Origin of the sequence: Saccharopolyspora gregorii, from assembly GCF_024734405.1 — a bacterium.
In the GTDB taxonomy this organism is placed as follows: Bacteria; Actinomycetota; Actinomycetes; order Mycobacteriales; family Pseudonocardiaceae; genus Saccharopolyspora_C; species Saccharopolyspora_C gregorii.
The window spans coordinates 590,543-614,095 of sequence record NZ_CP059556.1 but is presented as its reverse complement, the minus strand read 5'-3'; the positions used below and the strand labels follow the sequence as shown (position 1 = coordinate 614,095).

General features: G+C 72.7%; 30 protein-coding genes. 14 read left to right on the top strand and 16 right to left on the bottom strand.

The window, feature by feature from the left end; all coding sequences use genetic code 11:
* Window positions 1–148: 148 nt before the first annotated feature.
* The gene (locus tag H1226_RS02810; protein WP_258345661.1) at window positions 149–796 is read right to left on the bottom strand and encodes a GntR family transcriptional regulator; all 648 of its coding nucleotides are present in this window, start codon (window positions 794–796) and stop codon (window positions 149–151) included.
* A 133-nt stretch (window positions 797–929) separates the two neighbouring features.
* Window positions 930–2,042, bottom strand: coding sequence for a glycerate kinase (locus H1226_RS02805; RefSeq protein ID WP_258345659.1), 1,113 nt, complete (start codon window positions 2,040–2,042; stop codon window positions 930–932).
* 317 nt (window positions 2,043–2,359) lie between these two features.
* Between H1226_RS02805 and H1226_RS02800 the strand changes: the two genes are divergently transcribed.
* The 8 genes from H1226_RS02800 (at window position 2,360) to H1226_RS02765 (ending at window position 8,906) form a co-directional block, all read left to right on the top strand.
* Complete coding sequence (locus H1226_RS02800; protein ID WP_258345657.1) at window positions 2,360–2,632, top strand: thiamine-binding protein; 273 nt, start codon at window positions 2,360–2,362, stop codon at window positions 2,630–2,632.
* Window positions 2,633–2,641: 9 nt separating this feature from the next.
* Complete coding sequence (locus H1226_RS02795; protein WP_258345655.1) at window positions 2,642–3,001, top strand: helix-turn-helix domain-containing protein; 360 nt, start codon at window positions 2,642–2,644, stop codon at window positions 2,999–3,001.
* A gap of 134 nt (window positions 3,002–3,135) precedes the next feature.
* Window positions 3,136–3,633, top strand: a complete 498-nt coding sequence (gene uraD, locus H1226_RS02790) for a 2-oxo-4-hydroxy-4-carboxy-5-ureidoimidazoline decarboxylase (RefSeq protein WP_258345653.1) — start codon at window positions 3,136–3,138, stop codon at window positions 3,631–3,633.
* The gene (gene uraH, locus H1226_RS02785) at window positions 3,630–3,950 is read left to right on the top strand and encodes a hydroxyisourate hydrolase (RefSeq protein WP_258345648.1); all 321 of its coding nucleotides are present in this window, start codon (window positions 3,630–3,632) and stop codon (window positions 3,948–3,950) included. The genes uraD and uraH overlap by 4 nt, the downstream gene beginning before the upstream one ends.
* Before the next feature lie 5 nt (window positions 3,951–3,955).
* Window positions 3,956–4,846 (top strand): factor-independent urate hydroxylase, encoded by an 891-nt coding sequence (pucL, locus tag H1226_RS02780; protein ID WP_258345644.1) that lies wholly within the window; start codon window positions 3,956–3,958, stop codon window positions 4,844–4,846.
* Between the two features lie 91 nt (window positions 4,847–4,937).
* Window positions 4,938–6,302, top strand: coding sequence for a nucleobase:cation symporter-2 family protein (locus tag H1226_RS02775; RefSeq protein ID WP_258345643.1), 1,365 nt, complete (start codon window positions 4,938–4,940; stop codon window positions 6,300–6,302).
* Window positions 6,303–6,541: 239 nt separating this feature from the next.
* Window positions 6,542–7,516 (top strand): glycoside hydrolase family 43 protein, encoded by a 975-nt coding sequence (locus tag H1226_RS02770; protein WP_258345641.1) that lies wholly within the window; start codon window positions 6,542–6,544, stop codon window positions 7,514–7,516.
* 331 nt (window positions 7,517–7,847) lie between these two features.
* Window positions 7,848–8,906: a S8 family serine peptidase gene (locus H1226_RS02765; RefSeq protein WP_258345640.1), complete on the top strand. Its 1,059-nt coding sequence runs from the start codon at window positions 7,848–7,850 to the stop codon at window positions 8,904–8,906.
* Between the two features lie 72 nt (window positions 8,907–8,978).
* On the opposite strand, the gene H1226_RS02760 is transcribed toward H1226_RS02765, so the two are convergent.
* Genes H1226_RS02760 through H1226_RS02740 form a run of 5 tightly spaced genes read right to left on the bottom strand, consistent with a single transcriptional unit; the run spans window position 8,979 to window position 10,588 of the window.
* Entirely contained in the window at window positions 8,979–9,164 is a 186-nt protein-coding gene (locus H1226_RS02760) for a DUF397 domain-containing protein (RefSeq protein WP_258345637.1), read from the bottom strand.
* Entirely contained in the window at window positions 9,161–9,349 is a 189-nt protein-coding gene (locus H1226_RS02755; protein WP_258345636.1) for a DUF397 domain-containing protein, read from the bottom strand. The genes H1226_RS02760 and H1226_RS02755 overlap by 4 nt, the downstream gene beginning before the upstream one ends.
* Complete coding sequence (locus H1226_RS02750) at window positions 9,303–9,554, bottom strand: DUF397 domain-containing protein (protein ID WP_258345635.1); 252 nt, start codon at window positions 9,552–9,554, stop codon at window positions 9,303–9,305. Before H1226_RS02750 ends, H1226_RS02755 begins: the two co-directional genes overlap by 47 nt.
* The gene (locus H1226_RS02745) at window positions 9,547–9,750 is read right to left on the bottom strand and encodes a DUF397 domain-containing protein (RefSeq protein WP_258345634.1); all 204 of its coding nucleotides are present in this window, start codon (window positions 9,748–9,750) and stop codon (window positions 9,547–9,549) included. The genes H1226_RS02750 and H1226_RS02745 overlap by 8 nt, the downstream gene beginning before the upstream one ends.
* A complete protein-coding gene (locus H1226_RS02740) occupies window positions 9,719–10,588 on the bottom strand; it encodes a helix-turn-helix domain-containing protein (RefSeq protein ID WP_258345633.1) in 870 nt (289 codons plus the stop codon). Before H1226_RS02740 ends, H1226_RS02745 begins: the two co-directional genes overlap by 32 nt.
* 168 nt (window positions 10,589–10,756) lie before the next feature.
* Between H1226_RS02740 and H1226_RS02735 the strand changes: the two genes are divergently transcribed.
* The gene (locus H1226_RS02735) at window positions 10,757–11,026 is read left to right on the top strand and encodes a hypothetical protein (RefSeq protein WP_224962250.1); all 270 of its coding nucleotides are present in this window, start codon (window positions 10,757–10,759) and stop codon (window positions 11,024–11,026) included.
* A 368-nt stretch (window positions 11,027–11,394) separates the two neighbouring features.
* Here the strand turns inward: H1226_RS02735 and H1226_RS02730 are convergent, their stop codons facing one another.
* Window positions 11,395–12,249 carry an NAD(P)H-binding protein gene (locus H1226_RS02730; RefSeq protein WP_258345632.1) on the bottom strand — a complete coding sequence of 285 codons (855 nt, stop codon included), beginning with the start codon at window positions 12,247–12,249 and terminating at the stop codon, window positions 11,395–11,397.
* Window positions 12,250–12,395: 146 nt separating this feature from the next.
* Here H1226_RS02730 and H1226_RS02725 point away from each other — a divergent pair, with 146 nt between their 5' ends.
* The 3 genes from H1226_RS02725 (at window position 12,396) to H1226_RS02715 (ending at window position 14,308) form a co-directional block, all read left to right on the top strand.
* Complete coding sequence (locus H1226_RS02725; protein WP_258345631.1) at window positions 12,396–12,977, top strand: TetR/AcrR family transcriptional regulator; 582 nt, start codon at window positions 12,396–12,398, stop codon at window positions 12,975–12,977.
* A 243-nt stretch (window positions 12,978–13,220) separates the two neighbouring features.
* Window positions 13,221–13,409, top strand: a complete 189-nt coding sequence (locus H1226_RS02720) for a hypothetical protein (protein WP_224963052.1) — start codon at window positions 13,221–13,223, stop codon at window positions 13,407–13,409.
* Window positions 13,406–14,308, top strand: coding sequence for a serine/threonine-protein kinase (locus H1226_RS02715; RefSeq protein WP_258345629.1), 903 nt, complete (start codon window positions 13,406–13,408; stop codon window positions 14,306–14,308). Before H1226_RS02720 ends, H1226_RS02715 begins: the two co-directional genes overlap by 4 nt.
* A gap of 51 nt (window positions 14,309–14,359) precedes the next feature.
* Here H1226_RS02715 and H1226_RS02710 read toward each other — a convergent pair whose 3' ends face one another.
* Window positions 14,360–14,911: a hypothetical protein gene (locus H1226_RS02710; protein ID WP_258345628.1), complete on the bottom strand. Its 552-nt coding sequence runs from the start codon at window positions 14,909–14,911 to the stop codon at window positions 14,360–14,362.
* A 133-nt stretch (window positions 14,912–15,044) separates the two neighbouring features.
* Between H1226_RS02710 and H1226_RS02705 the strand changes: the two genes are divergently transcribed.
* Window positions 15,045–15,653 (top strand): TetR/AcrR family transcriptional regulator, encoded by a 609-nt coding sequence (locus tag H1226_RS02705; protein WP_258345626.1) that lies wholly within the window; start codon window positions 15,045–15,047, stop codon window positions 15,651–15,653.
* 242 nt (window positions 15,654–15,895) lie between these two features.
* On the opposite strand, the gene H1226_RS02700 is transcribed toward H1226_RS02705, so the two are convergent.
* From H1226_RS02700 to aceB, 3 genes are all read right to left on the bottom strand, one after another.
* Complete coding sequence (locus tag H1226_RS02700; RefSeq protein WP_224969057.1) at window positions 15,896–16,234, bottom strand: hypothetical protein; 339 nt, start codon at window positions 16,232–16,234, stop codon at window positions 15,896–15,898.
* Window positions 16,235–16,478: 244 nt separating this feature from the next.
* Complete coding sequence (locus tag H1226_RS02695; RefSeq protein ID WP_258345622.1) at window positions 16,479–17,729, bottom strand: DUF6986 family protein; 1,251 nt, start codon at window positions 17,727–17,729, stop codon at window positions 16,479–16,481.
* Window positions 17,730–17,801: 72 nt separating this feature from the next.
* Window positions 17,802–19,400 (bottom strand): malate synthase A, encoded by a 1,599-nt coding sequence (gene aceB / locus H1226_RS02690; RefSeq protein ID WP_224967406.1) that lies wholly within the window; start codon window positions 19,398–19,400, stop codon window positions 17,802–17,804.
* Between the two features lie 182 nt (window positions 19,401–19,582).
* On the opposite strand from aceB, the gene H1226_RS02685 reads away from it, so the two are divergent.
* Window positions 19,583–20,362, top strand: a complete 780-nt coding sequence (locus H1226_RS02685; RefSeq protein ID WP_224956891.1) for an IclR family transcriptional regulator — start codon at window positions 19,583–19,585, stop codon at window positions 20,360–20,362.
* Here H1226_RS02685 and H1226_RS02680 read toward each other — a convergent pair.
* The 4 genes from H1226_RS02680 to alr form a co-directional block, all read right to left on the bottom strand.
* Window positions 20,348–20,554, bottom strand: a complete 207-nt coding sequence (locus H1226_RS02680) for a hypothetical protein (protein ID WP_258345620.1) — start codon at window positions 20,552–20,554, stop codon at window positions 20,348–20,350. The genes H1226_RS02685 and H1226_RS02680 overlap by 15 nt on opposite strands.
* Before the next feature lie 199 nt (window positions 20,555–20,753).
* Window positions 20,754–21,215: a tRNA (adenosine(37)-N6)-threonylcarbamoyltransferase complex ATPase subunit type 1 TsaE gene (gene tsaE / locus H1226_RS02675; RefSeq protein ID WP_258345617.1), complete on the bottom strand. Its 462-nt coding sequence runs from the start codon at window positions 21,213–21,215 to the stop codon at window positions 20,754–20,756.
* Window positions 21,212–22,318, bottom strand: a complete 1,107-nt coding sequence (locus H1226_RS02670) for an alpha/beta fold hydrolase (RefSeq protein ID WP_224956888.1) — start codon at window positions 22,316–22,318, stop codon at window positions 21,212–21,214. The genes tsaE and H1226_RS02670 overlap by 4 nt, the downstream gene beginning before the upstream one ends.
* Window positions 22,315–23,460 carry an alanine racemase gene (alr, locus tag H1226_RS02665; RefSeq protein WP_258345605.1) on the bottom strand — a complete coding sequence of 382 codons (1,146 nt, stop codon included), beginning with the start codon at window positions 23,458–23,460 and terminating at the stop codon, window positions 22,315–22,317. The genes H1226_RS02670 and alr overlap by 4 nt, the downstream gene beginning before the upstream one ends.
* Between the last annotated feature and the right edge of the window lie 93 nt (window positions 23,461–23,553).

The following is a 23,553-nucleotide window of genomic DNA, read 5'->3' as shown; positions in this document are numbered from 1 at the left end:
GGTTCCCGCCCCCGGTCAACCACCACGTCCCCGAGATGAGCCCCCACCAGACCGGGCACCCGGACCGCTCACCCGTGGAAGCAACTCAGGTGAGCGGCCCACTCCCCGCACCGGGATGGGCGGGCCGCTCACCCCGGACGAGAAGAGCTCAGAAGAGCATCTTGTCGAGGACCATCGTTCTGCTGGCCCGAACATGCCCGAGCGCGAGCTCGGCGGCCCGGTCGCTGTCACCGCCGGCGATGGCGGCGTGCAGCTCGTCGTGCTCCCGGCACACCCGCTCCGGCTCCAGGTTGAGCCGGAACAGCCAGGCGAGCCTGCCGTGCAGCGGCTCCAGCACCGAGGCGAGCAGCGCGTTCCCGGACAGCGCCACGATCCGGTCGTGGAACTCGGTGTTGGCCGCGGACATCGCGTCCACGTCCCCGCCCGCCCACGCCCGCCGGGCGCGTTCGGCGAGCACGCCGAGCCGTTCGGCGTCGTCCGCGGAGGCGCGGGACGCGGCGAGCCGGGCGGCGAGCGCTTCGAGGGCTTCGCGGACGTCGAACAGCTCCTCGACCTGCGCGCGGTCGAGGCTGCGCACGAACACGCCGCGCCGGTTCGGCGCCACGTCCACGAGCCCTTCGCTCTGCAACATGCGGATCGCTTCGCGCACCGGCACCCGGGAGACGCCGAACTCCGCGGCGATCTCCTGCTCGTAGAGCCGGTCGCCGGGCCGGAGGCGGCCGTCGCTGATGCGGTCCTGCAACGCCCGCCGCACCTGCTCGCGCAGCGGCGTCCGGCCGTTCACGGCATCCGCCACCGGCGCACCCCTCCCCCGAGTTCCCGCCCCCACTCTACGAACCCGGGGCGGTCCGGCCCCGCCCGCCACGCCCCGCGGTCCCGTCAGCCGCGGAGCCGCCGACCACGCGGAACGCGGCGGGCCGCGGACTCGTTCAAACGAGCCACTTCGCCGCGATGTGCCGGGCGAGCTGCGGCAGCAGGTCGGCCGCCTCGCGGATGCAGCGCTGCGGGTCGGGTTCGACGTCGGTGAGCGCGAAGACGTCGGCGAACCCGGCGTCGCGGAGCCGTTCCGGCGCGAGCGAGCAGCGCCCGGCGACGGCGATGGCGGGCACTCCGGCGGCGGCGGCCCTGGCGGCGACGGCGGCGGGCCCCTTGCCGTGCAGCGTCTGCTCGTCGACGGACCCCTCACCGGTGAGCACGAGCCCGGCGCCGGGCAGCGCGGCGTCGAAGCCGACGAGTTCGAGCACGAGGTCCGCACCGGGGCGCTGCCGCGCGCCGAGGACGGCGAGCGCGGCGTAGCCGACGCCACCGGCGGCCCCGGCCCCCGGCTCGTCGGCGGCCTCCCGCCCGCCTGCGCGGGTGACGGCACCGGACCAGCTGCGCAGCGCGGCGTCGAGCAGCCGCACCTGGGTGGGGTCGGCGCCCTTCTGCGGTCCGTACACGTGCGCGGCGCCGCGCTCCCCGAGCAGCGGGTTGTCCACATCGGACGCGAGCACGATGTCGGCGTCGGCGAGCCGCGGGTCCAGTCCGCTGAGGTCGACCTCGGCGAGCTCGACGAGCCCGCCGCCACCGGGGGGCAGCGGACGTCCGGCGTCGGCGAGCAGCCGGGCGCCGAGCGCGGCGAGCATGCCCGCGCCGCCGTCGGTGCAGGCGCTGCCGCCGACGCCGAGCACGATGGTGCGCGCGCCCGCGTCGAGGGCGGCGCGGATCAGCTCTCCGGTGCCGAAGCTGGAGGCGGTCATCGGCGCGAGTTCCCGGGTGGGCAGCAGCGCGAGCCCGGACGCGGAGGCGAGCTCGACGACGGCCTGGTCCCCGAGGAGCGCGAAGTCGGCGGCGAGCGGCGCCCCGACGGGCCCGGTGACGCGCGCCTGCATCCGCCGGTACCCGGTCGCGATCGCGGCGTCGACGGTGCCGTCCCCGCCGTCGGCGATGGGCGCGAGCCGCACCTCGACGCCGGGCAGTCCCGCGGCGAGCGCGTTCGCCACCTCGGGGGCGGTGAGCGACCCCTTGAACTTGTCCGGCGCGATCAGGACGGGACCGGGCACAGTGCTCTCCCTCGGGCTTGCGGCGGTGACTCGCACATTCCACCCGACTCGCCCGATCAGGGGAAGCCCGGCAGGCGCCGTTCAGCTGACCGAGCCGCGCCCGCCGAGCGGGTCACCGCGCGCCCGCGGGCGGCAGGGCCTTCCCCGCCTGCTGTTTCCGGTCCGCCCGGGTACGCGCGGCCGGGAACGGCGCTCGCCGTCACGGCGATCACATCTCGGTCACGGGGCCGATTCCGGTGGCACGGCGCCTTTTCCGCGACCGGGGCCGCGGCGCCCGTACAGTGGGCCGATCTGCTCCCGAACTCTCGGAGGCGTCCATGCCCGAACCGCAGGTGACGGCGGAGTTCACCACGGAACCGTTCCGCGGCGAGGGCGAGCCGCCGGAGCACGCGGTGGCCGCCCGGGACCGGTTGCGCGCGGCGGGCCTGGAGCCGGACTTCGGTCCGCTGGGCACCTCGGTGCGCGGCTCGCGGGACGTGGTGCTGCCCGCGCTGGCGGAGGTGTGCGACGCGGCGCTGGCGGCGGGCGCGCACCGCATCACCTTGCAGGTCACGGTCGACCGCCCGACGGCTCCCGGGGCGGGCTTCTAGGCTGTCGGCGTGCATCCGCTCGCTTCCGCGATCGCGCCGCTGCTGGCGCGGCTCGGCGCCACGACCGTTCCCGTCGAGGACCGGGAGCCGTCCGACGTGCTGCTGCACTGGGAGGGCGAACCGGCGGTCGCGGTGCGGTTGCCGGGCGCGGAGCTGACGAGCGCGCTGGACCGGTTGATCGCCGGGGTGGAGGCGGAGCTGGGCGGCAGGTTGCCGGAGCTGTCGCGGGCGGACAAGCAGCGCGCGGTGCGGCTGCTGGAGGAGCGCGGCGCGTTCACGCTGCGCAAGGGCGTGGAGTCGGTGGCCAAGGCGCTGGGCGTCAGCCGCTTCACGGTCTACAACTACCTGAACCGGGAACAGCACCCCTGATCACCTGCTAGTTCAACAAAGTGTTGACACCTGGTGAGGCCGGTCGTAGCTTCAGCTGGCACGGTGCGCCGCCGGTCGCCCGGCGTGGGCGGACCGCGGATCAGCCGAGACGCAGCCGGCCCGAAGGGGAGGCCATGTCCGCACCCGACCGCTTCAACGCCGTTCCCCGCGCCGAGCTGCTGCCCGAGCTGCGCGCCTGCCTGGACGTGCCGCGCTGGGCCCGACGGGTCTGCGACGCGCGGCCGTACGACTCCGCGGCGGCGGTGCTCGCCGCCGCCGACGCCGCCGCCCGCGAACTCACCCCGGAGGAGGTCGACGCCGCGCTCGCCGCGCACCCCCGCATCGGGGAACGGCCCGCGGGCGAGGCGACCTCCGCCACCTGGTCCCGCTCCGAGCAGTCCGGTGTGGACTTCGCCGACGAGGGACTGCGGACCGCGCTGCGGGAGGGCAACGCCGCCTACGAGCGGAAGTTCGGCCACGTGTACCTGGTGTGCGCGGGCGGCCGCGGTGGCGCCGAGCTGCTGGCGGTGCTGCGCTCCCGGATGCACAACGACCCGCGCACCGAACTGGGCGTGGTCGCCGACGAGCTGCGCAAGATCGCGTTGCTGCGCCTGGAGAAGGTGATCGCATGAGTGCCGTGACCACGCACGTGCTGGACGCCGCGCTGGGCCGCCCGGCCGCCGGGATCGCGGTCCGGCTGGAGGGGGCGGGGCCGATCGCGGAAGGCGTCACCGACGACGACGGCCGCATCGGCTCGCTCGGCCCGGACGAGCTGGCGCCCGGCGACTACCGGTTGACCTTCGACACCGGCGCCTACTTCGCGGCGCGCGGCACCGAATCCTTCTACCCGCTGGTGCAGATCACCTTCCGCATCACCGATCCGGCCCAGCACCACCACGTTCCGCTGCTGCTGAGCCCGTTCGCCTACTCCACCTACCGAGGGAGCTGATCGACGTGGGCATCGTGCCGGGACCGAACCAGTACGGCAAGGCCGAGATCCGGCTGGTCGCGGTGGACCGCGGCACCGCTCGGCACGAGATCCGGGACCTCACGATCAGCACCGCGTTGCGCGGGGACTTCGCGGCCGCGCACCGCACCGGGGACAACGCGAACGTGCTGCCGACGGACTCGCAGAAGAACACGGCCTACGCGTTCGCGAAGCGCCACCCGATCGGTGAGGTCGAGGATTTCGCGCTGCGGCTGGGAAAGCACTTCGTCGGCACCCGGGAACCGGTGCGGGGCGCGCGGATCCTCGTCGCCGAGCACGCGTGGGAGCGCATCGAGGTGGACGGCGCCGGGCACGACCACGCGTTCCGCCGCGGCGGTGCGGAGACGCGGACTGCGGCGGTCACGGTGGACGGCGACGACGCGCACGTGGTGAGCGGTGTCGAGGGCCTGGTGGTGCTCAAGTCCACCGGCTCGGAGTTCCACGGCTTCCCGAGGGACGAGTACACGACGCTTCCCGAGACCTCGGACCGCATCCTGGCGACCGCGGTGTCGGCGCGCTGGCGGCACCTGGGCACCGAGGTGGCGTGGTCGGAGAGCTTCGCCTCGGTGCGTGCCGCGCTGCTGTCCGCGTTCGCGACGACGCACAGCCTCGCGCTGCAGCAGACGCTACACGCGATGGGCGAGGCGGTGCTGGAGGCGCACCCGGGCATCGCGGAGGTGCGGCTGTCGCTGCCGAACAAGCACCACTTCCGCGTCGACCTGGAACCGTTCGGGCTGGACAACGACAACGAGGTCTTCTTCGCCGCGGACCGCCCGTACGGCCTGATCGAAGGGATCGTCACCCGCGACGACGTGCCCGAGGCGCCGATCGCCTGGTACGGCCTCCCCGAGTTCTGACCCGCCGGGGCGCCCGCCACGGTCCCGCGGTGGTGCGGGCGGGAGCGCGCCGGTAGCAGCACCGAATCCCGTTCCCCGCCGAGGAGCCCGCATGGCCTTCGAGGAGCACGCAGGCACCGACGTCCACCCCGTCGACGAAATCCCGCCCCCGGGCCGGATGCTGGCGTTCGGCGCGCAGCACGTGGCCGCGATGTACGCGGGCGTCGTCGCTCCCCCGCTGATCGTCGGCGAGGCGCTGGGGATGCCCGGGCAGCAGCGGACCCTGCTGATCGGGGCGAGCCTGCTCACCGCCGGGATGGCGACCTTGTTGCAGTCGTGGGGGATCTGGCGCATCGGGGCGCGGCTGCCGTTCGTCAACGGGGTCACGTTCGGTTCGGTGGCGCCGATCCTGGCGATCGTGGCGCAGTCGGCGGACGGGAACCCGCTGTCGGTGGTGTACGGGGCGGTGCTGGTGGCCGGGGTGCTGGGTTTCCTGCTGGCGCCGCACTTCTCCCGGCTGGTGCGGTTCTTCCCGCCGGTGGTGACCGGCGCGGTGATCACGCTGATCGGGTTGTCGCTGCTGCCGGTCGCCGTCGGCTGGATCGCGGGACGGGACCCGGCGGCGCCGGACCACGCCGCGCCGGGCCGGGTGGCGCTCGGCGCGGCGACGTTCGCGCTGGTGCTGCTGGGGAACCGGTTCCTGCGGGGGTTCTGGAACCGGATCTCGCTGCTGCTCGGGTTGCTGGCGGGCACGGTGCTGGCGTGGCCGTTCGGGTTCGTGGACGCCACGACGTTCGCGCAGGCGCCGGTGTTCAGCGCGCCGGTGCCGTTCGCGCTGGGGGCGCCGAGCTTCAGCTGGAGCGCGACGCTGTCGTTGTGCGTGGTGATGCTGGTGGCGATGCTGGAGAGCACCGCGGACATGATCGCGCTGGGCGAGATCGTGGAGCGGCCCGCCGATGAGCGCACCATCGCGGCCGGGTTGCGCGCGGACGGCGCGGGCAGCGCGTTGAGCGCCGTGTTCGGCGGGTTCACCTGCAGCGCGTTCGCGCAGAACGTGGGGCTGGTGGCGATGACCCGGGTGCGCAGCCGGTACGTGGTGGCGACCGGTGGCGGGGTGCTGGTGCTGCTCGGGTTGTTCCCGGTCGCCGGGGCGGTGGTGTCGCTGGTGCCGCAGCCGGTGCTGGGCGGCGCGGCGCTGGTGCTGTTCGGTTCGGTGGCGGCGGGCGGGATCCGCACGTTGGGCCGGGCCGATCTGGGTGATCCGGCTCAGGCCCTGGTGGTGGCGGGATCGCTGGGCGTGGGGCTGATCCCGGTGGTGCAGCCGGACTTCTACGCGCACGCGCCCGCGGCGCTGCGCGCTGTGCTGGATTCGGGGATCAGCACGGGTTGCTTGGCGGCGCTGGCGTTGAACGCCCTGTTCCACCGCCGCGCCACCGCTGATCACGCTGCGCCCCCGGATCCGTCGCCCGGTGGGTGACCCGCCACCCGATCTCGGCGTCCGGCTCCGCGCACCCGCCGGGGCGCGCTCGGGCTGGTGGCCCGGTCACCGGGTGGATCTCGCAGGTCGACGACTCCCGGCAACGGTGACCGGAGGTCGGCCCGCGCTGCGGCTCGCACGCTGGACGACCTGATCGAGTGTCACTCGTGAGGTGAATGTGTCCGGCGGGACGCACGGGGCGCCGGTGCACTGGTGGGGCCGCCGAAGAAGGGGAACCCGTGCTGCGAACGTGCCGCCACCTGAGCCTGACCGCCGCCGTGCTGCTGCTGCTCGCGCCACCGGCCGCGCTCGCCGACGAGCGCGCCGCCGGGAGCGCCGGACAGGTCATCGACCGCAACTTCCCGGACCCGGACGTGCTGGACCACGACGGGCAGTACTACGCGTACGCCACGAACACCGCCGGGTACAACGTGCAGCTCGCGACCGCCACCGACGCGGAAGGCCCGTGGGAACAGCGGGCCGACGCGCTGCCGCAGCTGCCGCCGTGGGTGGGCCCGTCGCACACCGGCAGCCTGAACGTGTGGGCACCGGACGTGAGCGAGCGCTCCGACGGCACCTTCCTGCTGTACTACACCGCGCACCACACGGGTTCCGGCCGCCAGTGCATCGGTGCCGCCGTCGCGGGATCCCCCACCGGGCCCTTCGAACCGACGAGCGCCGAACCGCTGATCTGCGCACCCGGCCAGGGCGACGTGATCGACCCGGCGAGCTTCGTGGACGACGACGGCAGCCGGTACCTGCTGTACAAAGACTCGCGCGGCAGCCGGGCGCGCAGCGGCCCGTCCACCATCCACATGCGACCGGTCGCGGCCGACGGCATCACGCCCGCCGGGAAGGACGTCCCGCTGCTGGGCGCCGACCGCCCCGAGGAGTCCGGGGTGGTGGAGGCGCCGACGCTGCTGCGGCGCCCGCAGGGCTACGTGCTGCTGTACTCGGGGAACACGTTCGACAGCGGCGACTACTTCACGAACTTCGCGACCGCGCCGAGCCCGACCGGACCGTTCACGAAGGCGCCGGGCGCGCTGCTGAGCCGGGAGGTCCTGGGCGGCGCGGTGACGAACCCCGGCGGGCAGGACGTGTTCGACGACGGCGAGCTGATCGCGTTCCACGGGGACCTCGCCGAGCCGCCCGGGGACCGCGGGATGTGGGTCGCGGAACTGTCCTGGGACGGGCTGAATCCCGTACTGCGGTAGGAAATTTCCTCTTCAACGATTAGGGTGATCCACCCGATCGTGCAGCGTCCGGGCAGTTCTGCCCCGGGCTGCCCCGGACTATCGTTCGGATCAGTCCCGCCGGTCGACGCGCGATCTCGTTGCGCGGCAACCGGATGGGGCGAGGGAGGGAGCGGACCCGATGTCCTCTGTGGACGTCGGGTCCGCTTTGCCCGTTCAACGCTGCTCCGTTCGGCGCAATTCGCTGCACCGCGCGTCCCATTCTGGACTCGGACGTGTATCGGGCCGGAACGTCGGTGGTCAGGCTGTCGTTGATCGCCTGAACTTTTTCACCGAACTCCGGGAGCAGCCCATGCGTTTACGGGCCCTCGCAATCACGGTCGCAGGCCTGACCGCGCTCGCCGCGCCGTCCGCCTTCGCGGCCACCACCCACGATCCCCTCGCCGGCGCGCAGTGGGGTCTCGACCAGATCCACGCCGAGCAGGCCTGGCAGACCAGCACCGGCGCCGGCCAGGTCGTCGCCGTCGTCGACACCGGCGTCGACCTCGACCACCCCGACCTGCGCTCGCAGCTGGTCCCGGGCGCCACGTTCACCTGCGGCGGCGGTCCCGCGCCGTGCGGCAACGGCGACTGGCGCGGGCCGGACGGCGTCGGCCAGGACACCGACGTGCACGGCACGCACGTGGCCGGGATCGCCGCGGCCGCCGCGAACAACGGCGTCGGCGGCGCCGGTGTCGCGCCCGACGCGAAGATCATGCCGGTGAAGGTCCTCGAAGACGGCCAGGGCGACTTCGCCGAGATCGGCGCCGGCATCCGCTACGCCGCCGACCACGGCGCCGACGTCATCAACCTGAGCCTCGGCGCGCAGCCCGGCTCCCAGCTGCTGACGCTGCTCGGGCTCCAGGCCCAGGCGAAGGACGCCGTCGAGTACGCCCGCGACAAGGGCGTCGTCGTCATCGCCTCGGCGGGCAACGAGACCGCACCGCTGTGCGACACCCCCGCGTGGGAGCGGGGCGCCATGTGCGTGGCCGCCACCGACCGCGCCGAGAAGAAGGCCTCGTACTCCAACTTCGGCCTCAAGCTCGACTTCAAGGCCGTGGCCGCACCCGGTGGCGCGGGCGACGGCACCTGCGAAGGCGACATCGCCTCCACCGTCCCGCGCGGCACCGGCACCAAGTGCGGGGACGCCGACTACGACGCGCTCGCCGGCACCTCGATGGCCGCGCCGATGGTCACCGGCGTCGCCGCGCTGCTCACCGCCCAGGGCCGCACCGCCGAGCAGGTGGAGCAGGCGCTGATCGACACCGCGCACGCACCCGGCAGCGACAAGACCGGGCAGTTCAGTCTGCTCACCGGGCACGGCGTCATCGACGCCGCCGCCGCGGTCGCGCAGCCGATCCCGCAGCCGTGACCCCGCGGTGGGCGGCCCGTCATCGGGTCGGGTCGCCCACCACGGTTCGGCTCAGGGCTCAGCGGTCAGGGCTCAGCGGTCGAAGCGGCCCGATCCGAGGCCGCGGAGGAACGAAGCCCAGCGGGCCGGGGAGACGGTGAGCCGCCCGCCCTCGACCGCCTTCGAGTCCCGCACCGCGACGAAGTGGGGCGATAACGCCACTTCCACGCAGTTGTACTGGTTGCTACGACTGCTCTTCCGCCAGTTCAGCTCACTCATCGGTCGTAGTGGCCTTCGCCGACCCCGCTCAGGAACCGCCGCCAGTCCCGCGTCGAGAACGACAGGGAACCGGCCGCGCGATCCTTGGAATCCCGGACCGCTGCCGCGTCCTGCGACAACGCCACCTCCACGCAGTTGTCAAATGCGTTGCTCCGCGAACTCTTTCGCCACGTCGGTTCGGTCATGATGTCGTTCCCCTTCCGCCCAACATTCGCAGTGGGAGGTTTTGATCCCGAACAGGAAACGTTGCCACGCGCGCGACGAGAACGACAAGAACCCTGCCGCGCGATCCTTCGAATCCCGAATGGCCGCGGACTCAGGCAAAAGGGCGACCTCTACGCAGTTGTAGTCACCGCTGTACGTGCTCGTCCGCCAGTTCGGTTCAGCCATCGTCCGGCTCACCACCAGAACGTCCGGCATCGAGGCCCGCCAGGAACCTCCGCCATTCCCGCCTCGAGAACGACAGGGAACCGGCCGTGCGATCCTTGGAGTCCCGGACCGCCACGGACGTCGGCGATAACGCCACCTCGACGCAGTTGTGGTAAGCGTTGCTCCTAGAGCTCTTCCGCCACACCCAGTCGCTCATCGGACAGTCCCTCCGCGGCTTTCTTGATCAACACCAGTGATTCGCGCTCACCCAGCGCGATATCGTCCACTTCGTTGCAGGTTTCCACGACCAGTCGCAGATCGACAGCTTCGGCGAGGCATACGGCGAAACCCTGCGACTCGACGAAGGCGTAGCCCGTGCCGTCCGCGAGCTCGAAGTAGCTGAACGCCCCGTTCAACACCCGGTGTGCCGGAGCGGACAACGGAATCACGCGGATCTCGACGTTCGGTCGGCGCCCGATGCTGATCAGGTGCTCGAGCTGCAACCTCAGCGCCGTTTCACTGCCCAGGGTCCTGCTCAACGCGGACTCGTCGATCACGAAGCGGACGTGCGGAGGCCTCGGCCTGGACAGCACTGCTTGCCTGCCGAGCCTCGACGCCACCCGGCGTTCCACTTCTCGCGGTTGCAGACCGGCGCTCGCCATCAGGCAACGGGTGTAGTCAGGCGCCTGCGCCAAGCCCGGGATCAAGGCCAGTTCCACACACGTGATCTTCGCGGCTTCGCGTTCCAGCACGAGCAGGCTTGCGAGCTGCTCGGACATGCCGTCGCCCAGCGCCAGCCACGCGGACGTCTCGTTCGACTCGCCGACGCGGTCCAGCAATTCCTGCTTGTCGTCACCGACGACGCCGAACAACGCGCACAGCGCGCTCACCTCCTCGCGATCCGGGGCGCGCGTGCCGCGCTCGGTCCGGCTGATCGAGGAACGTGAGACACCCAGGGCCGCCGCCACCGATCGGGTGGTCATTCCGCGGTTCTCCCGCAAGGTGCGCAGTCGCACGCCGAGCCCGAGCTGACGCAGGGCTTCTGATTGCCGCATTCCATGACCTCCGGATTCCAGCGCGGGGTCGGTTCGAGAACTGACCGGATTTGCAGCGAGACAATCCGCTGAACTGCGGTGTCACACATTCGCTGGGCCAGAAGATAGCGATCTACCTTTCGATTCGTCAGCGGTTCGCCCGGTGATCGAACCGAAAGGAGGATGGTCGTGGCGTTGCCCCATCCGTACCGGTGCAGCAGGCCGGTGGCGTTCTGGATCGTCGGCCTGGCGCTGCACCTGCGGCACGCCACCCCGTCCCGGCCGGGCGCGCTGCCCGGTGGGGAGCGGGCCGCGACGTTGTGCGGCGATCGGATCCGCGTCCCGTTCGACACGCCACCGCCGCGCCGGCCGCGCTCCGCCGACATCACGGCGCGCTGCCCGCAATGCGCCGAGTTCGCGGCGGAGCACGACTACCTCCTGCTCACCTGGGACTTCTGAGCCCCTGACCCGGTCCGCGGCGGGACCTCCCCGACACCGCCCCGGACCGGCCGGTGGCCGGGCGCACCCCCTCCGACCAGCGCCCGGCCACCACCCCGGAGTGAACGGACCGTTCGACCAACTAGATGAGGCAAACGGTCCGTTCACCCCCACCCGACTCCCCGAGTCAACGGACCCTTCGACCAACCAGATCAGGCAAACGGTCCGTTCACCCCGACCTGCTTCCGGGCTGGACGAGGTGAACGGACCGTTCGACCAACGCAGGCGCGGGTCGTCCACCTCCCACCGGGGTTCCGCGGCGGCAGCCGCTCCCCACCGCGCCCACCGCACCGGCCGAGGGCAGGAGACGACCGGAGCCGAGCTCGGATTCAGGCGGTGAGGTCCGCCGTGAGCCGATCCGCGGCGGTGCGGGGTTCGCGGCCGAGGAGTTCGGCCAGCAGCGAGCCCGGTTCGGCGAAGTACCCCTCCCGCGCCGCCTGGTAGTAGGTGAGCAGGAGCCGAGCCGCCGGCTCCGGCACACCGCCCGCGATCTGGTCGGCGACCCACCGCTCGTCGTCCACGACGATGCGCTCGACGGTGCGGCCGGTGATGTCGGAGACGATCCGGCTGAGGTCGTCGAAGGTGACGGCGTTCGGCGCGGCGAGGGTGGCGGGACCGTCGAGGACGCGGTCACCGGCGAGGAGGGCCGCGGTGGCCTCGGCCACTTCGTCGCGGTCGGTGTACGCCACGGGCCCGTCGTCCGGCCCGGCGATCACGCCGGTCCGCCGCCACGGGCCCAGGACCTGGTCGAGCGGGCCGTAAGCACCGTTGCGCAGCGCGGTCCAGTCGACTCCGGATCCGGCGAGGAACGCCTCGGTGGCGACGTGGATGTCCGAGGGGCGGTACGGGTTGCCGGGGACGGCGCCGTGCTGGCTCGTGTAGACGATCCGCCGGGCACCGGCCGCGACCGCGGCTTCGACGGCGCCGCGGTGCAGGCCGACGACGTCGGCGGCCGGATCGTTGCCGGACACCAGGAGGACCTGCTCGGCACCGGCGAACGAGTCGCGCAGGGCTGCCGGGTCCTCGTAGGAGCCCCGGCGCACCCGCACGCCGCGGTCGGCGAAGTGCTGCGCCTTGGTGACGTCGCGGACGCTGACGCCGATCCGCTCGGCGGGCAAGCGTTCCAGGAGGTGCTCGACGACGGCAGCGCCCAGCCCACCGGTAGCGCCGGTGACAACGATCATCTTCTCGACCTTTCCGAGCATCCGCCCAGGTGGCCGACGCTCCGCACAAGTTGACTCGATTAGTCAGTTTCACTTCCGGCCCCGACCGTAAGTAGACTGACCAGGAGAGTCAAGTTAAGACCAGCGCACGACAGGAAGAGGCGACGATGCCCGGCGCGGTACCCCCGGAACCCCAGCTGCGCGCCGACGCCCGGCGCAACTCCGAGCAGATCCGCTCCGCCGCGATCGGCGCCTTCCGGGGACGAGGCCTGGCCGTGCCGCTGGAAGAGGTCGCCAAGGCGGCGGGCGTGAGCAAGGCGACGATCTTCAACCGGTTCGGCGGGCGGATCGGCCTCATCGAAGCCGTCATCGAAGAGGTCGTGACGAACGAGCTGTTCGCCGTCATCGACCGCGCGCGGGCCATCGACGACGCCGGTGAGCGGATCGAGCACTACCTCACCGCGATCCGCGACCTCCAGTACCGCCAGCCCGCCTTCAACGACGTCCTGCTGCAGACGTACCCGGACTCGCCGCAGCTCGTGGAGATCTGCCGCGCCGGCAGCGAGGCCAACGAGGAACTCGTCGCGGCGGCCCGCACCTCCGGCGCGCTGCGGCCGGAGTTCACGGCGAGCGACCTGCACGCGCTCGTCCACGACAACGCCCTCGCCCTCAAGCACGGCCGGCGGCCGCTCCGGGAGGACTACGACCGCCGCACCACGTACCTCCTGGACGGGATCCGCGGACGCTGACGCGCCACCACCCGCGACAGGGGCGAACGGACCGTTCGTCCAACCAGATGAGGCAAACGGTCCGTTCACTCCCCACCCAGCACAGCTGAACGGACCGTTCGTCCAACTAGACGAGGCAAACGGTCCGTTCACCCGCGGCGAGCGGCGCTCCAGAGCCGTCCGGTATGCCCGTTCCTCGCGTACGCTGGCAGGAGATGATCTCGGGAACCGAGATCGGCACCGGCCGCCACCAGGAGGTCCACAATGGACTTGGGCAAGCTGTTCAACTCGCTGTCCCCCGCCAAGCACAGCCACCGCTCCTCCCGCGACAGCAGCGACCGGCACCGCCACCACCGCGGGCACAGCGGGTCCAGCAGCGACCACCGCCGCCGTCGCCGCGACAGCTCCAGCCGCAGCGGATCCGGCCGCCGACGCCACCGCAGCCGCAGTTGAGCGCTGCACCGGCCCCGGAAGAAGCCAGCTCGTACTACGACGAAGGCGACTGGGGCCCGCCCGGGCCCGCCCTCGAACCGGGCGAGCACCTGGCCCCCGGATACCGCGTGATCTCGTTGCTGCGGCGGGGAAATCGCCTCGACGTCTACGACCTGTGGAGCGAGGAGCGCGACTGCCGCTGCATCGGCAAGACGCTGCGCCCCGAGCGCGCCGCCGACCCGACCGCCGCCGAACGGCTGCGCGAGGAGGGGGCGCTGCTCGGGTCGCTCACCCACCCGAACCTGGTGCGCGGCTACGAGACCCTGCTCAGCGGCGAGCCCAAGCGGCCCGCGGTGATCACCGAGACGTTGCCCGGCGCGACGCTGAGCCACCTGCTGGACGAGCACGAGCGGCTGCGGCCGGTCGACGCGGCGATCCTCGGCGTGCAGCTGTGCTCCGCGCTCGGCTACCTGCACCGGAAGGGCTGGGCGCACCTCGACGTGAAGCCGTCGAACGTGATCTCCACCGGCGGCCGGGCCGTGCTGCTCGACCTCAGCCTCGCCTGCCGCATCGGGGAGCGCAGCTCCGCCGGAACCTTCGACTACCTGTCGCCGGAACAGGCGCGCGGCGGGGAGATGACCGCGGCGACCGACGTGTGGGGCCTCGGGATCACGTTGTGGGAGGCCCTGTCCGGAGCTCCGCCGTGGGCGGAGCACTCGCACCACCGCGGCGCGGACGGGGTGCGGCACTACCCGCAGCTCACGTCCGCCCCACCGCCGCTGCGGACCCGGCGGCGGCTGCCGGCGCGGCTGTCCCGCACCGTCGACGCCTGCCTCGCGCCCGACCCCGGCGCCCGCCCCACCACCACCGAGGTCGCGGACCGCATCATCACCTGGTCCGGCGTCGACCCCGCGGTCTGACCCGCGGGGAACGGCCCGCTCGCGATCGGACGAGCCGTTCCCCGCGGTGGTTCAGGAGCGCGGCGCGGAACCGAGGCGCACGGCCGAGACCAGGAAGAAGATCCCGCCGAGCAGCGCGTACCCGGCGACGTTCGCCAGCGACGCGTCCGGCTTCCCCGCCATCAGGAAGAACGAGGCGCCCGCCAGCACCGAGATGCCACCGCTGGCGATCATCGCCCACTGCCCGCCCAGCCGGAGTCGTCGCACGGCCACTCCGAGCTGCACCGCACCGGCCACGACCGCCCACACGCCCCACACCCGCAGCACCGCCGGGATGCCCGAGGTGATCGCGACGATCAGACCGGCCGCGGCCAGCGTGCTGATCGCGATGTTCACGTAGAGCCCCGCCGCGGAACCCCGGGACGAGCGGGCGTCGACGATCGCCGCCGCCACGTCGAACACCGGGTACAGCACCAGCAGCACCGCCGTCAGCGGACCGAGGCTGGACGCGGTCAGGAACACCAGGACCGCCCAGACGAGGGCGAAGCCGAAGCGCACGAAGTAGAGGCGGCGCAGCGTCGCCGCGACACCGGTCGGAGCGGCGGGGGCGGTGGCGGTGGTCATGGCGGGTTCCCTTCATCGAGGAGGCTCACATCGAGCCCGAGGAAGAAAGACCGTTCTCTCTCCCGATGGGGGAAGCGTGGCAGACCGCTCCGCAGAACGCAAGAACGATCGTTCTTTCTGCTACGGTGGCCGCATGGCGACGACGCGCACCGAGGACCCGAACCCGCGCGGCCGGTCCGAAGCCCGCGACCGGCTGCTGGCCACCGCCAGCGCGCTGTTCTACGGCGAAGGCATCCGGGCCGTCGGCGTCGAACGCATCCTCGCCGAAGCGCCGACCACGCGAGCCACGTTCTACCGGCACTTCCCCTCCAAGGAAGCGCTCGTGCTCGCCTACCTCCGCGACGTCGACGCGCACATCCGCGCCGGCGTGCGCACCGCCGTCGACACCGCGCCGAGCCCCGCCGACGCGGTCCGCGCGATCGGCGACGGAGTCGCCGCCGACCTCGGCAGGCCCGAATTCCGCGGCTGCGCATTCCTCAACGCCGCCAACGAATACCCCGAACCCGGCAACCCCGTGCGCCAGGTCGTGCTCGACCACCGCGCCTGGTACGTCGCCGAGCTCACCGCGCTGTTCGCGCAGGTCTTCGGGGACTCACCGCGCCGCGGCAAACCGGAGCACGCCGCGCGGCACTTCCTGATGATGCGCGACGGCGCGATGACCGGCGCGCACATCGACGGCGCGGAGAACGTCGGCGCCGCCTTCCAGCGCGGGGTCGAAGGACTGCTCACCGTGCTGCACTGAGTTCTCCGGCCACGGTGTTCTCCGGCCACGGCCGGGCGGAATTCCGGGCTGGACCGGGGATTCCGGGGTGGGGTTTCGCGCCGGGATCCCAGGCCGAGCCGGGGGTTTCGGGCCGCGCCGGGGGTTCCAAGCTCGGCCAGGGATTTTGGGCCATGCCGGGGATTTCAAGCTCGGCCGGGGATTTCGGGCCAGGTGGGAAACCCGAACTGGGGATTCCGGGGTGGGCCGGGAAGCCCGGTCGGTCAGCGCTTGCGGCGGAACGCCACCGCCAGCGCCACGGCGACCGCGGTCAACGCCACCTGGCCGCCGAGCACGATGCGGTTCACGTCCACCGCCGGGTGCCACACGGCGCCCTGCGCGGTCACCGCCCACGCCCCCACCGGCTTCGCGATCGTGCCGCCTCCGCCCGAACGGTTCTTGCGGCGGCCGCTCACCCCGCCGCCCCGGCGCACCTGCACCACCGGCAGCAGCGTCGTGCCGTCCTGCTGCACCGCCGGGCCGAACACCTGGCCCTCGCGGAGTTCCGCGGTGAGCGCGGCGACCGCGTCCTCCGCCGTCACGAGCTCGTCACTGCCGGACATGCCGCCTCCCCAGGCCGATCGGACTCCCACCGACCCTAGCCGCCCGCGCCGGGTGAACGGACCGCTCGTCCAACCAGACCGGACGAACGGTCCGTTCACCCGCGACGAACAGCCCGGGTCAACGGACCGTTCGACCAACCAGACGAGGCGAACGGTCCGTTCACCCCTGACGAACGGCACGAGTGAACGGACCGTTCGACCAACTAGATGGGACGAACGGTCCGTTCACTCGACGAAGCAGGAGTCAGAGGCGGGCGAGGGCGCGCAGCCCGGCCTCGTCGACCGTGGTCAGCTCCCGCGCCTCCGCCGCGTCGATCGCCCCGCCGTCGAGGGCGCGCACGAACGCGGTCGCCAGGGCGCGGGCGGTGGCGGGCTCGTCGAGGACCGCGCCGCTCCCGGAGCCGACGTAGGCGGCGAGCCGCTCGGCCTGCGCCGGTGCGCTCTCCCGGAACTCCGCGAACGCGGCGGCGTACCGGCTCACCAGCTGCGCCGGGTGCAGGTCCCAGCCCTGGTAGAAGCCGTGCGCGAGCGAGCGCCGCACCAGCTCGTAGTGGTTGCGCCAGCCGTGCCGCACCTGGTCGCCGACGGGCAGCACGTTGGTGGACCCGTCGGACAGGAAGATCCCGGTCCCGGCCGCGGACACCTGCATCACGTGCCGGGCGAAGTCGCAGGAGCGGTGCGCGAGGTGCTGGTGCGCGGCGGTGAGCCCGCAGCTCGCGGTGTAGTCGTAGGTGCCGAAGTGCAGCCCGCTCACCCGCCGCCGCCCGGCCTCGACGAACCGGGGCAGCGCCAACCGGCCCGCACCGTCCACGATGGACTGAGTGGTCTCCACCTGGATCTCGAAGCGCAGCGACCCGGAGGCCAGCCCGAGCTGCTGCTCGAACAGCTCCAGCAGCTCCACCAGCACCTCGACCTGCGCGACGTCCACGACCTTCGGGAAGGTGAGCACGAAGCCGGCGGGCAGGCTCCCCCACCGCCGCAGCAGCGCGGTGAGGAACACGTCCAGCGTGCGCACCGATCGAGCCCGCAGCTCGGGGGTGTCGAAGGACTTCACGCGCAGCCCGAAGTGCAGCGGCTGCTCCCCGTCCCGCAGCCACCCGGCGACGATCCCGGCGGTGCGTTCGGCGTCGGCGTCCTCGGCCTCGTCGCCGGGCGAACCGTAGCCGTCCTCGAAGTCGATTCGCAGGTCCTCGACCGGGGCACCGGCCAGCTTCTCCCGCACCCGCGGATGCACCGCGGCCGCAACGGGATCGGCCATCCCCAGCAGTGCGCCGAGCGCGGCCGGGTCCGGCAGGTGTTCGTCGAACGCGTCCAGCGCGGTGCTCGCCCACGTCCGCAGCACGTCCGCGTCCACCGCCGACGCGGGCACGTAGCAGGTGTGCACCGGCTGCCGCGCGGATCCCGCTCCCGGGTGGCGCCGCGCCCGGTCCTCGTCCACCACCGACAACCGGTTCAACCGCCGCCGAACCTGCTCGGCGTCCAGCGAAGTCCTCACGCGCACCTCCGGGAACGTCGGAGGGGGCGGCTCGCACCGCCCCCTCCGCACCAGTGGATCACGACCAGTGCATCAGATCCGCTCGTAAGCGGGCAGGGTCAGGAAGTCGACGAACTCGTCGGCGACCGCGACCTGCTCGAACAGCTCCACCGCGGCGGCGAGGTTCTCGGTCGGGAACCCGGCCTCGGCCCGCAGCGCCTGCTCGGTGTCGGCGAGGACCTGGCGCACCAGCTCCACCGTCACCTGCTCCCCACCGGCCAGGACCACGTCGTTGTGCAGCCACTGCCAGATCTGCGAGCGGGAGATCTCGGCGGTCGCGGCGTCCTCCATCAGGTTGTGGATGGCCGCCGCACCGTTGCCGCCCAGCCAGGACACGATGTAGCGGACGCCGACGTCCACGGCCGCGCGCAGGCCCTCGATGGTCTTGTCGCCGGGCGTCTTGTTCACCGCGAGCAGGTCGTCCGCGGTGATCGACACGTCGGCGCGCTTGCGGTCGATCTGGTTCGGCTTGTCGCCGAGGACCGCGTCGAACTCCTCGAAGCAGATCTCCACCAGGCCCGGGTGCGCCACCCAGGAACCGTCGAAACCGTCACCGGCCTCGCGGTTCTTGTCGTCGTGGACCTTCTGCATCGCCTTGTCGTTGGCTTCCGGGTCCTTCTTGTTCGGGATGAACGCGGCCATGCCGCCGATCGCGAACGCGCCCCGCTTGTGGCAGGTGCGCACCAGCAGCTCGGTGTAGGCGCGCATGAACGGCGCCGTCATGCCGACCGTGTTGCGGTCCGGCAGCACGTACTGGTCGGAGTCGCGGAAGGTCTTGATGACGCTGAACAGGTAGTCCCAGCGGCCCGCGTTCAGCCCGGCCGAGTGGTCGCGCAGCTCGTAGAGGATCTCCTCCATCTCGAACGCGGCCGGGAACGTCTCGATGAGCACCGTGCCGCGGATCGTGCCGTGCGGGATGCCGAGCTCCTGCTGGGCGTGGGTGAACACGTCGTTCCACAGCCGCGCTTCGAGGTGGCTCTCCATCTTCGGCAGGTAGAAGTACGGCCCGCTGCCGCGGTTCACCAGCTCCTGGGCGTTGTGGAAGAAGTACAGCCCGAAGTCCAGCAGCGCACCGACGATCGGCTTGCCGTCGACCAGCACGTGCTTGTCGTCGAAGTGCCAGCCGCGGGGGCGCACCAGCGGCACCGCGTGCTGCACGTCGTCGCGGAGCTTGTACTGCTTGCCCTCCGGCGTGGTCAGCTCCACCTGCTTGCGGACCACGTCGTAGAGGTTGACCTGGCCGCTGACCACGTTCGACCAGTGCGGCGTGTTCGCGTCCTCCAGGTCGGCCAGCCAGACGCGGGCACCGGAGTTGAGCGCGTTCACCGACATCTTGCGGTCGGTGGGGCCGGTGATCTCCACGCGGCGGTCGGCGATGTCGGCGGGCGGCGCGGCGACCTGCCAGTCGGACTCGCGGACCTCCTTGGTCTCCGGCAGGAAGTCGAGCCTGCCGTTGCGCTTGGCCTCGGCGCGGCGCTGCACGCGGCGGGCCAGCAGTTCGTCGCGGCGGGCGCCGAACTTCCGCTGCAGACCGGCGACGAAGTCGAGGGCCTCGGCGGTGAGGATCTCGTCGCCGCGCTCCACGGGGCCGCCGAGCACCTGCACGCTCGTCGTCGGGGTCGTGTCGGACATGGAAGCCCACCTCTCTCGGTACCTGCGCTCGCCGCCGAGCCGGGGCCCGCTCGGCAGCGCCAGAACGCTTCAGTGCTTTTCTGCATCGTGGATGTTAGTTTCCACATGTGGCCCGAGGCAACATGAGCTCGGGCACCGCCGACTAGACTCGATCACCAGACCGACCCGAAGGGACCGCAGCGATGACCGGGCCACGTCGTGCCAACCAAGGCGGAGGGGTGCAGTCCATCGAGCGCGCCTTCGACCTGCTGGAACTGATGGCGGACGCGGGCGGCGAAGTCGCGCTCTCCGAACTCGCCGAGACCTCCGGGCTGCCGCTGCCCACCATCCACCGGATCATGCGGACCCTCGTGAGCAGCGGATACGCCCGCCAGCAGCCGTCCCGGCGCTACTCGCTCGGCCCGCGGCTGATCCGGCTCGGCGAGACCGCCAGCCGGTCGCTCGGGTCCTGGGCGCGGCCCTACCTCGCCGAACTCACCGAAGCCACCGGGGAGACCTCCAACATGGCGGTCCTCGACGGCGACCAGGTCGTCTACGTCGCCCAGGTGCCCTCGCAGCACTCGATGCGGATGTTCACCGAGGTCGGCCGCCGCGTCGACGCGCACGCCACCGCCGTCGGCAAGGCCGTGCTCGCCGACCTCGCCGCCGACAGCGTCGCGCAGCTGCTCGAACGCTCCGGGATGCGCGCGCAGACCGAACGCACCATCACCAGCGTCGGCGCCATGCAGGACGAGCTCGCCCGCATCCGCGAGCAGGGCTACGCCGTCGACGACGGCGAGCGGGAGGTCGGCGTCCGCTGCTACGCGGTGGCCCTGCCCGGGGCGCCCGCCGGAGCCGCGATCTCCATCAGCGGTCCCGAAGGGCGGATGACCCGCATGTCCACCGACACCCTCGTCCCGCTCATGCAACGCCTCGCCGAGAAGCTCGCCGCCGAACTGCGCACCGCCTCACACGGCGCCTGAGCGCGCCATCCGCGCGGCCCGGCGCCGCCGCACCAGCAGCACCGCCCCCTGCCGGGACAGCAGCCCCAGCGCGAGCAGCATCGGCGGACCCGGCAGCAGCACGCCCAGCGGCGAACCCGACTCCAGCACCAGCACCACCGCCGCCACCACCAGCAGGACCGGCACCGGCAAGCCCATCACGTGCTCGACCACCGAGCGCCCCTCCGCACCGTCCGAATCCGCGCACCGCGGCGGTGGGACCGCGCTCGGCCCCACCGGTCACCGCACGGGCGGGTGGACGCCGTCGCCGCGGAGGCCGCACCCGCGGCGCGGTGCCGCCCGCACCCTTCCTACCGGGAGATCGGGGCGGGAACGGTCCCGCCGGTGAATCGCAGGAGCATCCCTCGCGCGGTCAGCCGCGGACCGCGGCCAAGCGCTGCGGCCAGTCCGCGCCGTGCGGCTCCAGCTCCGCCTCGCGCACGTCATCGGCGCGGCGGTGCAGCCTGATCAGCAGGAACTCGTCGGCGAGCCGGTCCGCGACCTCCGCGCCCCACTCCACGACCACCACCGCATCGGTGAGGTCGGTGTCCAAGTCCAGGTCGTCCACGTCCTCCAGGCCGCCCAGCCGGTAGGCGTCCACGTGCACCAGCGGCGGCCCGTCCGCCGCCGGGTGGTGCACCCGGGCGATCACGAACGTCGGCGAGGTGACCTGGCCCGTCACGCCCATGCCCGCGGCGATGCCCTTCGCCAGCACGGTCTTGCCCGCGCCCAGCGGGCCGTCCAGGACCACCAGATCACCCGCGCGCAGGCCGGCGCCGAGGCGCCTGCCGAACTCCAGCGCCGCTTCCGGAGTCGCCAACTCGACGGTGCTCATGACCGGCCGCCCACCTTCGTCTCGCCCTCCGCGGCGCGGCGGGCACCGCGCCTGATCAGCGCCTCCAGGTGCCCGGTCACCAGCTCGTCCCGCTCCAGCATCGCCATGTGCCCGGCGCCTTCCACCCGCACCAGCTCGGCGTCCGGCAGCTCCCCGGCGATCACCTCGGAGTGCGAGAACGGCGTCATCCGGTCCAGATCGCCGCTGAGCACCAGCACCTCGGTGTGCCGCAGCCCGGCCAGCGCGGCCTTGCGGTCGTGCGAACCGAGCGTCTCCAGGAAGTCCGTGACCACCTCGACCGTGGTCGCCGAGATCATCTTGTTCATCAGGTCCACCAGCGACGGGCTGACCTCGCGGTCGCCGAACGACAGCGCCCGCACGATGCTCCACGCCAGCTGCCCGCCGGTGCGCCGCACCCGCTCCACCAGCTCCGGCTGCAACCCGGCGATCACGCCCAGGCCGCGGGTCAGCGGGTTGTGCCGGGACAGCCACGGCTTCGGCAAGCCGGAGGCGCCGATCTCCCCGGCCGAGGTGCTCATGAACGCCACCGCGCACACCCGGTCCCGGAACAGCTTCGGCCGCTGCTCGGCCAGCGCCATGATCGCCATGCCGCCCATCGAATGCCCCACCAGCACCACCGGCCCGCGCCGCGCGGTCGCCCGCACCACCGCGTCCAGGTCCTTGCCGAGCTGCTCGATCGTGCTGCCGCGCCGCGAGGAATGCCCGGAGCGGCCGTGGCTGCGCTGGTCGTACTGCACCACCCGCACCCGCGGATCGGTCATCTTCGGCAGGTCGCGGCGCTGGAAGTGCCAACATCGCGAATCCAGCGCGTAGCCGTGCACCAGCACCACCGTCAGGTCGGCGTGCCCGCCGTCCGCCGGTTTGATCTCCTGCACCGCGAGCGGGACGCCGTCGTCGGCGGCGACCGTGGACTGCCGGTCCGGTCGCAGCTTGCCCAGCGATTCCTCGGCGTGCGGGTCGTCCTCGTCCTGGCGCTGGGTGGCGATGCGCGAGCTGTGCGCGGCGACGCCGACGACCGCACCGGTCACCGCGGCCCCGAGCACCCCGCTGGTCCAGGCGAGCGCCTGCCACACCGGTCTCATGTCGCCTCCGTCCCCACCGCGGTGCGCGTCACCCGCGGCCGGTACATGCCGGTGACGATCTCGTAGTGGATCGTGCCGAGCGCCTCCGCCCACTCCGCGGCGGTCGGCGCGCCCTGCTCACCGGCGCCGAACAGCACCACCTCGTCGCCCGCGGCGACCGGGTCGTCGTCGCAGCGCACCACCAGCTGGTCCATGCACACCCGGCCCACGACGGGACGGCGGCGGCCCGCCAGCCACACGTCCATCCGGCCGGAGAGGCTGCGCGGCACGCCGTCGGCGTAGCCGACCGGGACCAGCGCCAGCGTGCACGGGCGGTCCGCGGTCCACCGGTGGCCGTAGGACACGCTCTCGCCCGCGGCGACCCGCTTGGTCAGCACCACGGTGGAGCGGAACGTCATCGCCGGGACCAGCCCGTGGTCGCCGTCCTGCGGCACCGGGTCCAGCCCGTAGGCGGCGATGCCGGGGCGCACCAGCTCGAAGTGCAGGTCGGGGCGGGTCAGCACCGCCGCCGAGTTCGCCAGGTGCCGGATCGGGTCGAGCCCGGCGGCGCGCGCCTGCCGGTAGGCCGCGTCGAAGCGAGCGGCCTGCGCGTCGATCGACGGGTGCCCGAGCTCGTCGGCGCACGCCAGGTGCGACCACACGGCCACGACCTCGACCACACCCGCGGCCTGCGCCTTCGCCGCCCGCTCCACCAGCGACGGCCACAGCTCCGGTGGGCAGCCGTTGCGGCTCAACCCGGTATCGATCTTGAGGTGCACCCGGGCGGTCGTCGACCGCGCCTGCGCGGCCGCGGCGATCGCGTGCAGCTCCGCCTCCGAGGAGACGCCGAGCTGCACGTCCGCGGCGACGGCCGCGTCGAAGTCGTCGCCCGGGGCGTGCAGCCAGCACAGCAGCGGCGCGGTGATGCCGTCCGCGCGCAGCCGCAGCGCCTCGCCGATCGCGGCCACGCCCAGCTCGGAGGCGCCCGCGGACAGCGCGGCGCGCGCGACGGTCGCGGCGCCGTGGCCGTAGCCGTCGGACTTCACCACCACCATCGTGCGAGCACCGGAACGCCGGGCGCGCTCGGCCAGCAGGGCGACGTTGTTGCGGAGCGCGTCGACGTCAATGCGCAGGTCGGCGCGGTGCACGGGCTGTTCGGTCATGGCGCGCACATCGTCGCACACGGAAACCGGACGAAGGCCCGCACATGTGACCCACCCCCGCCCCGAGATCAACGCCGGACCCGGACCGGCCCG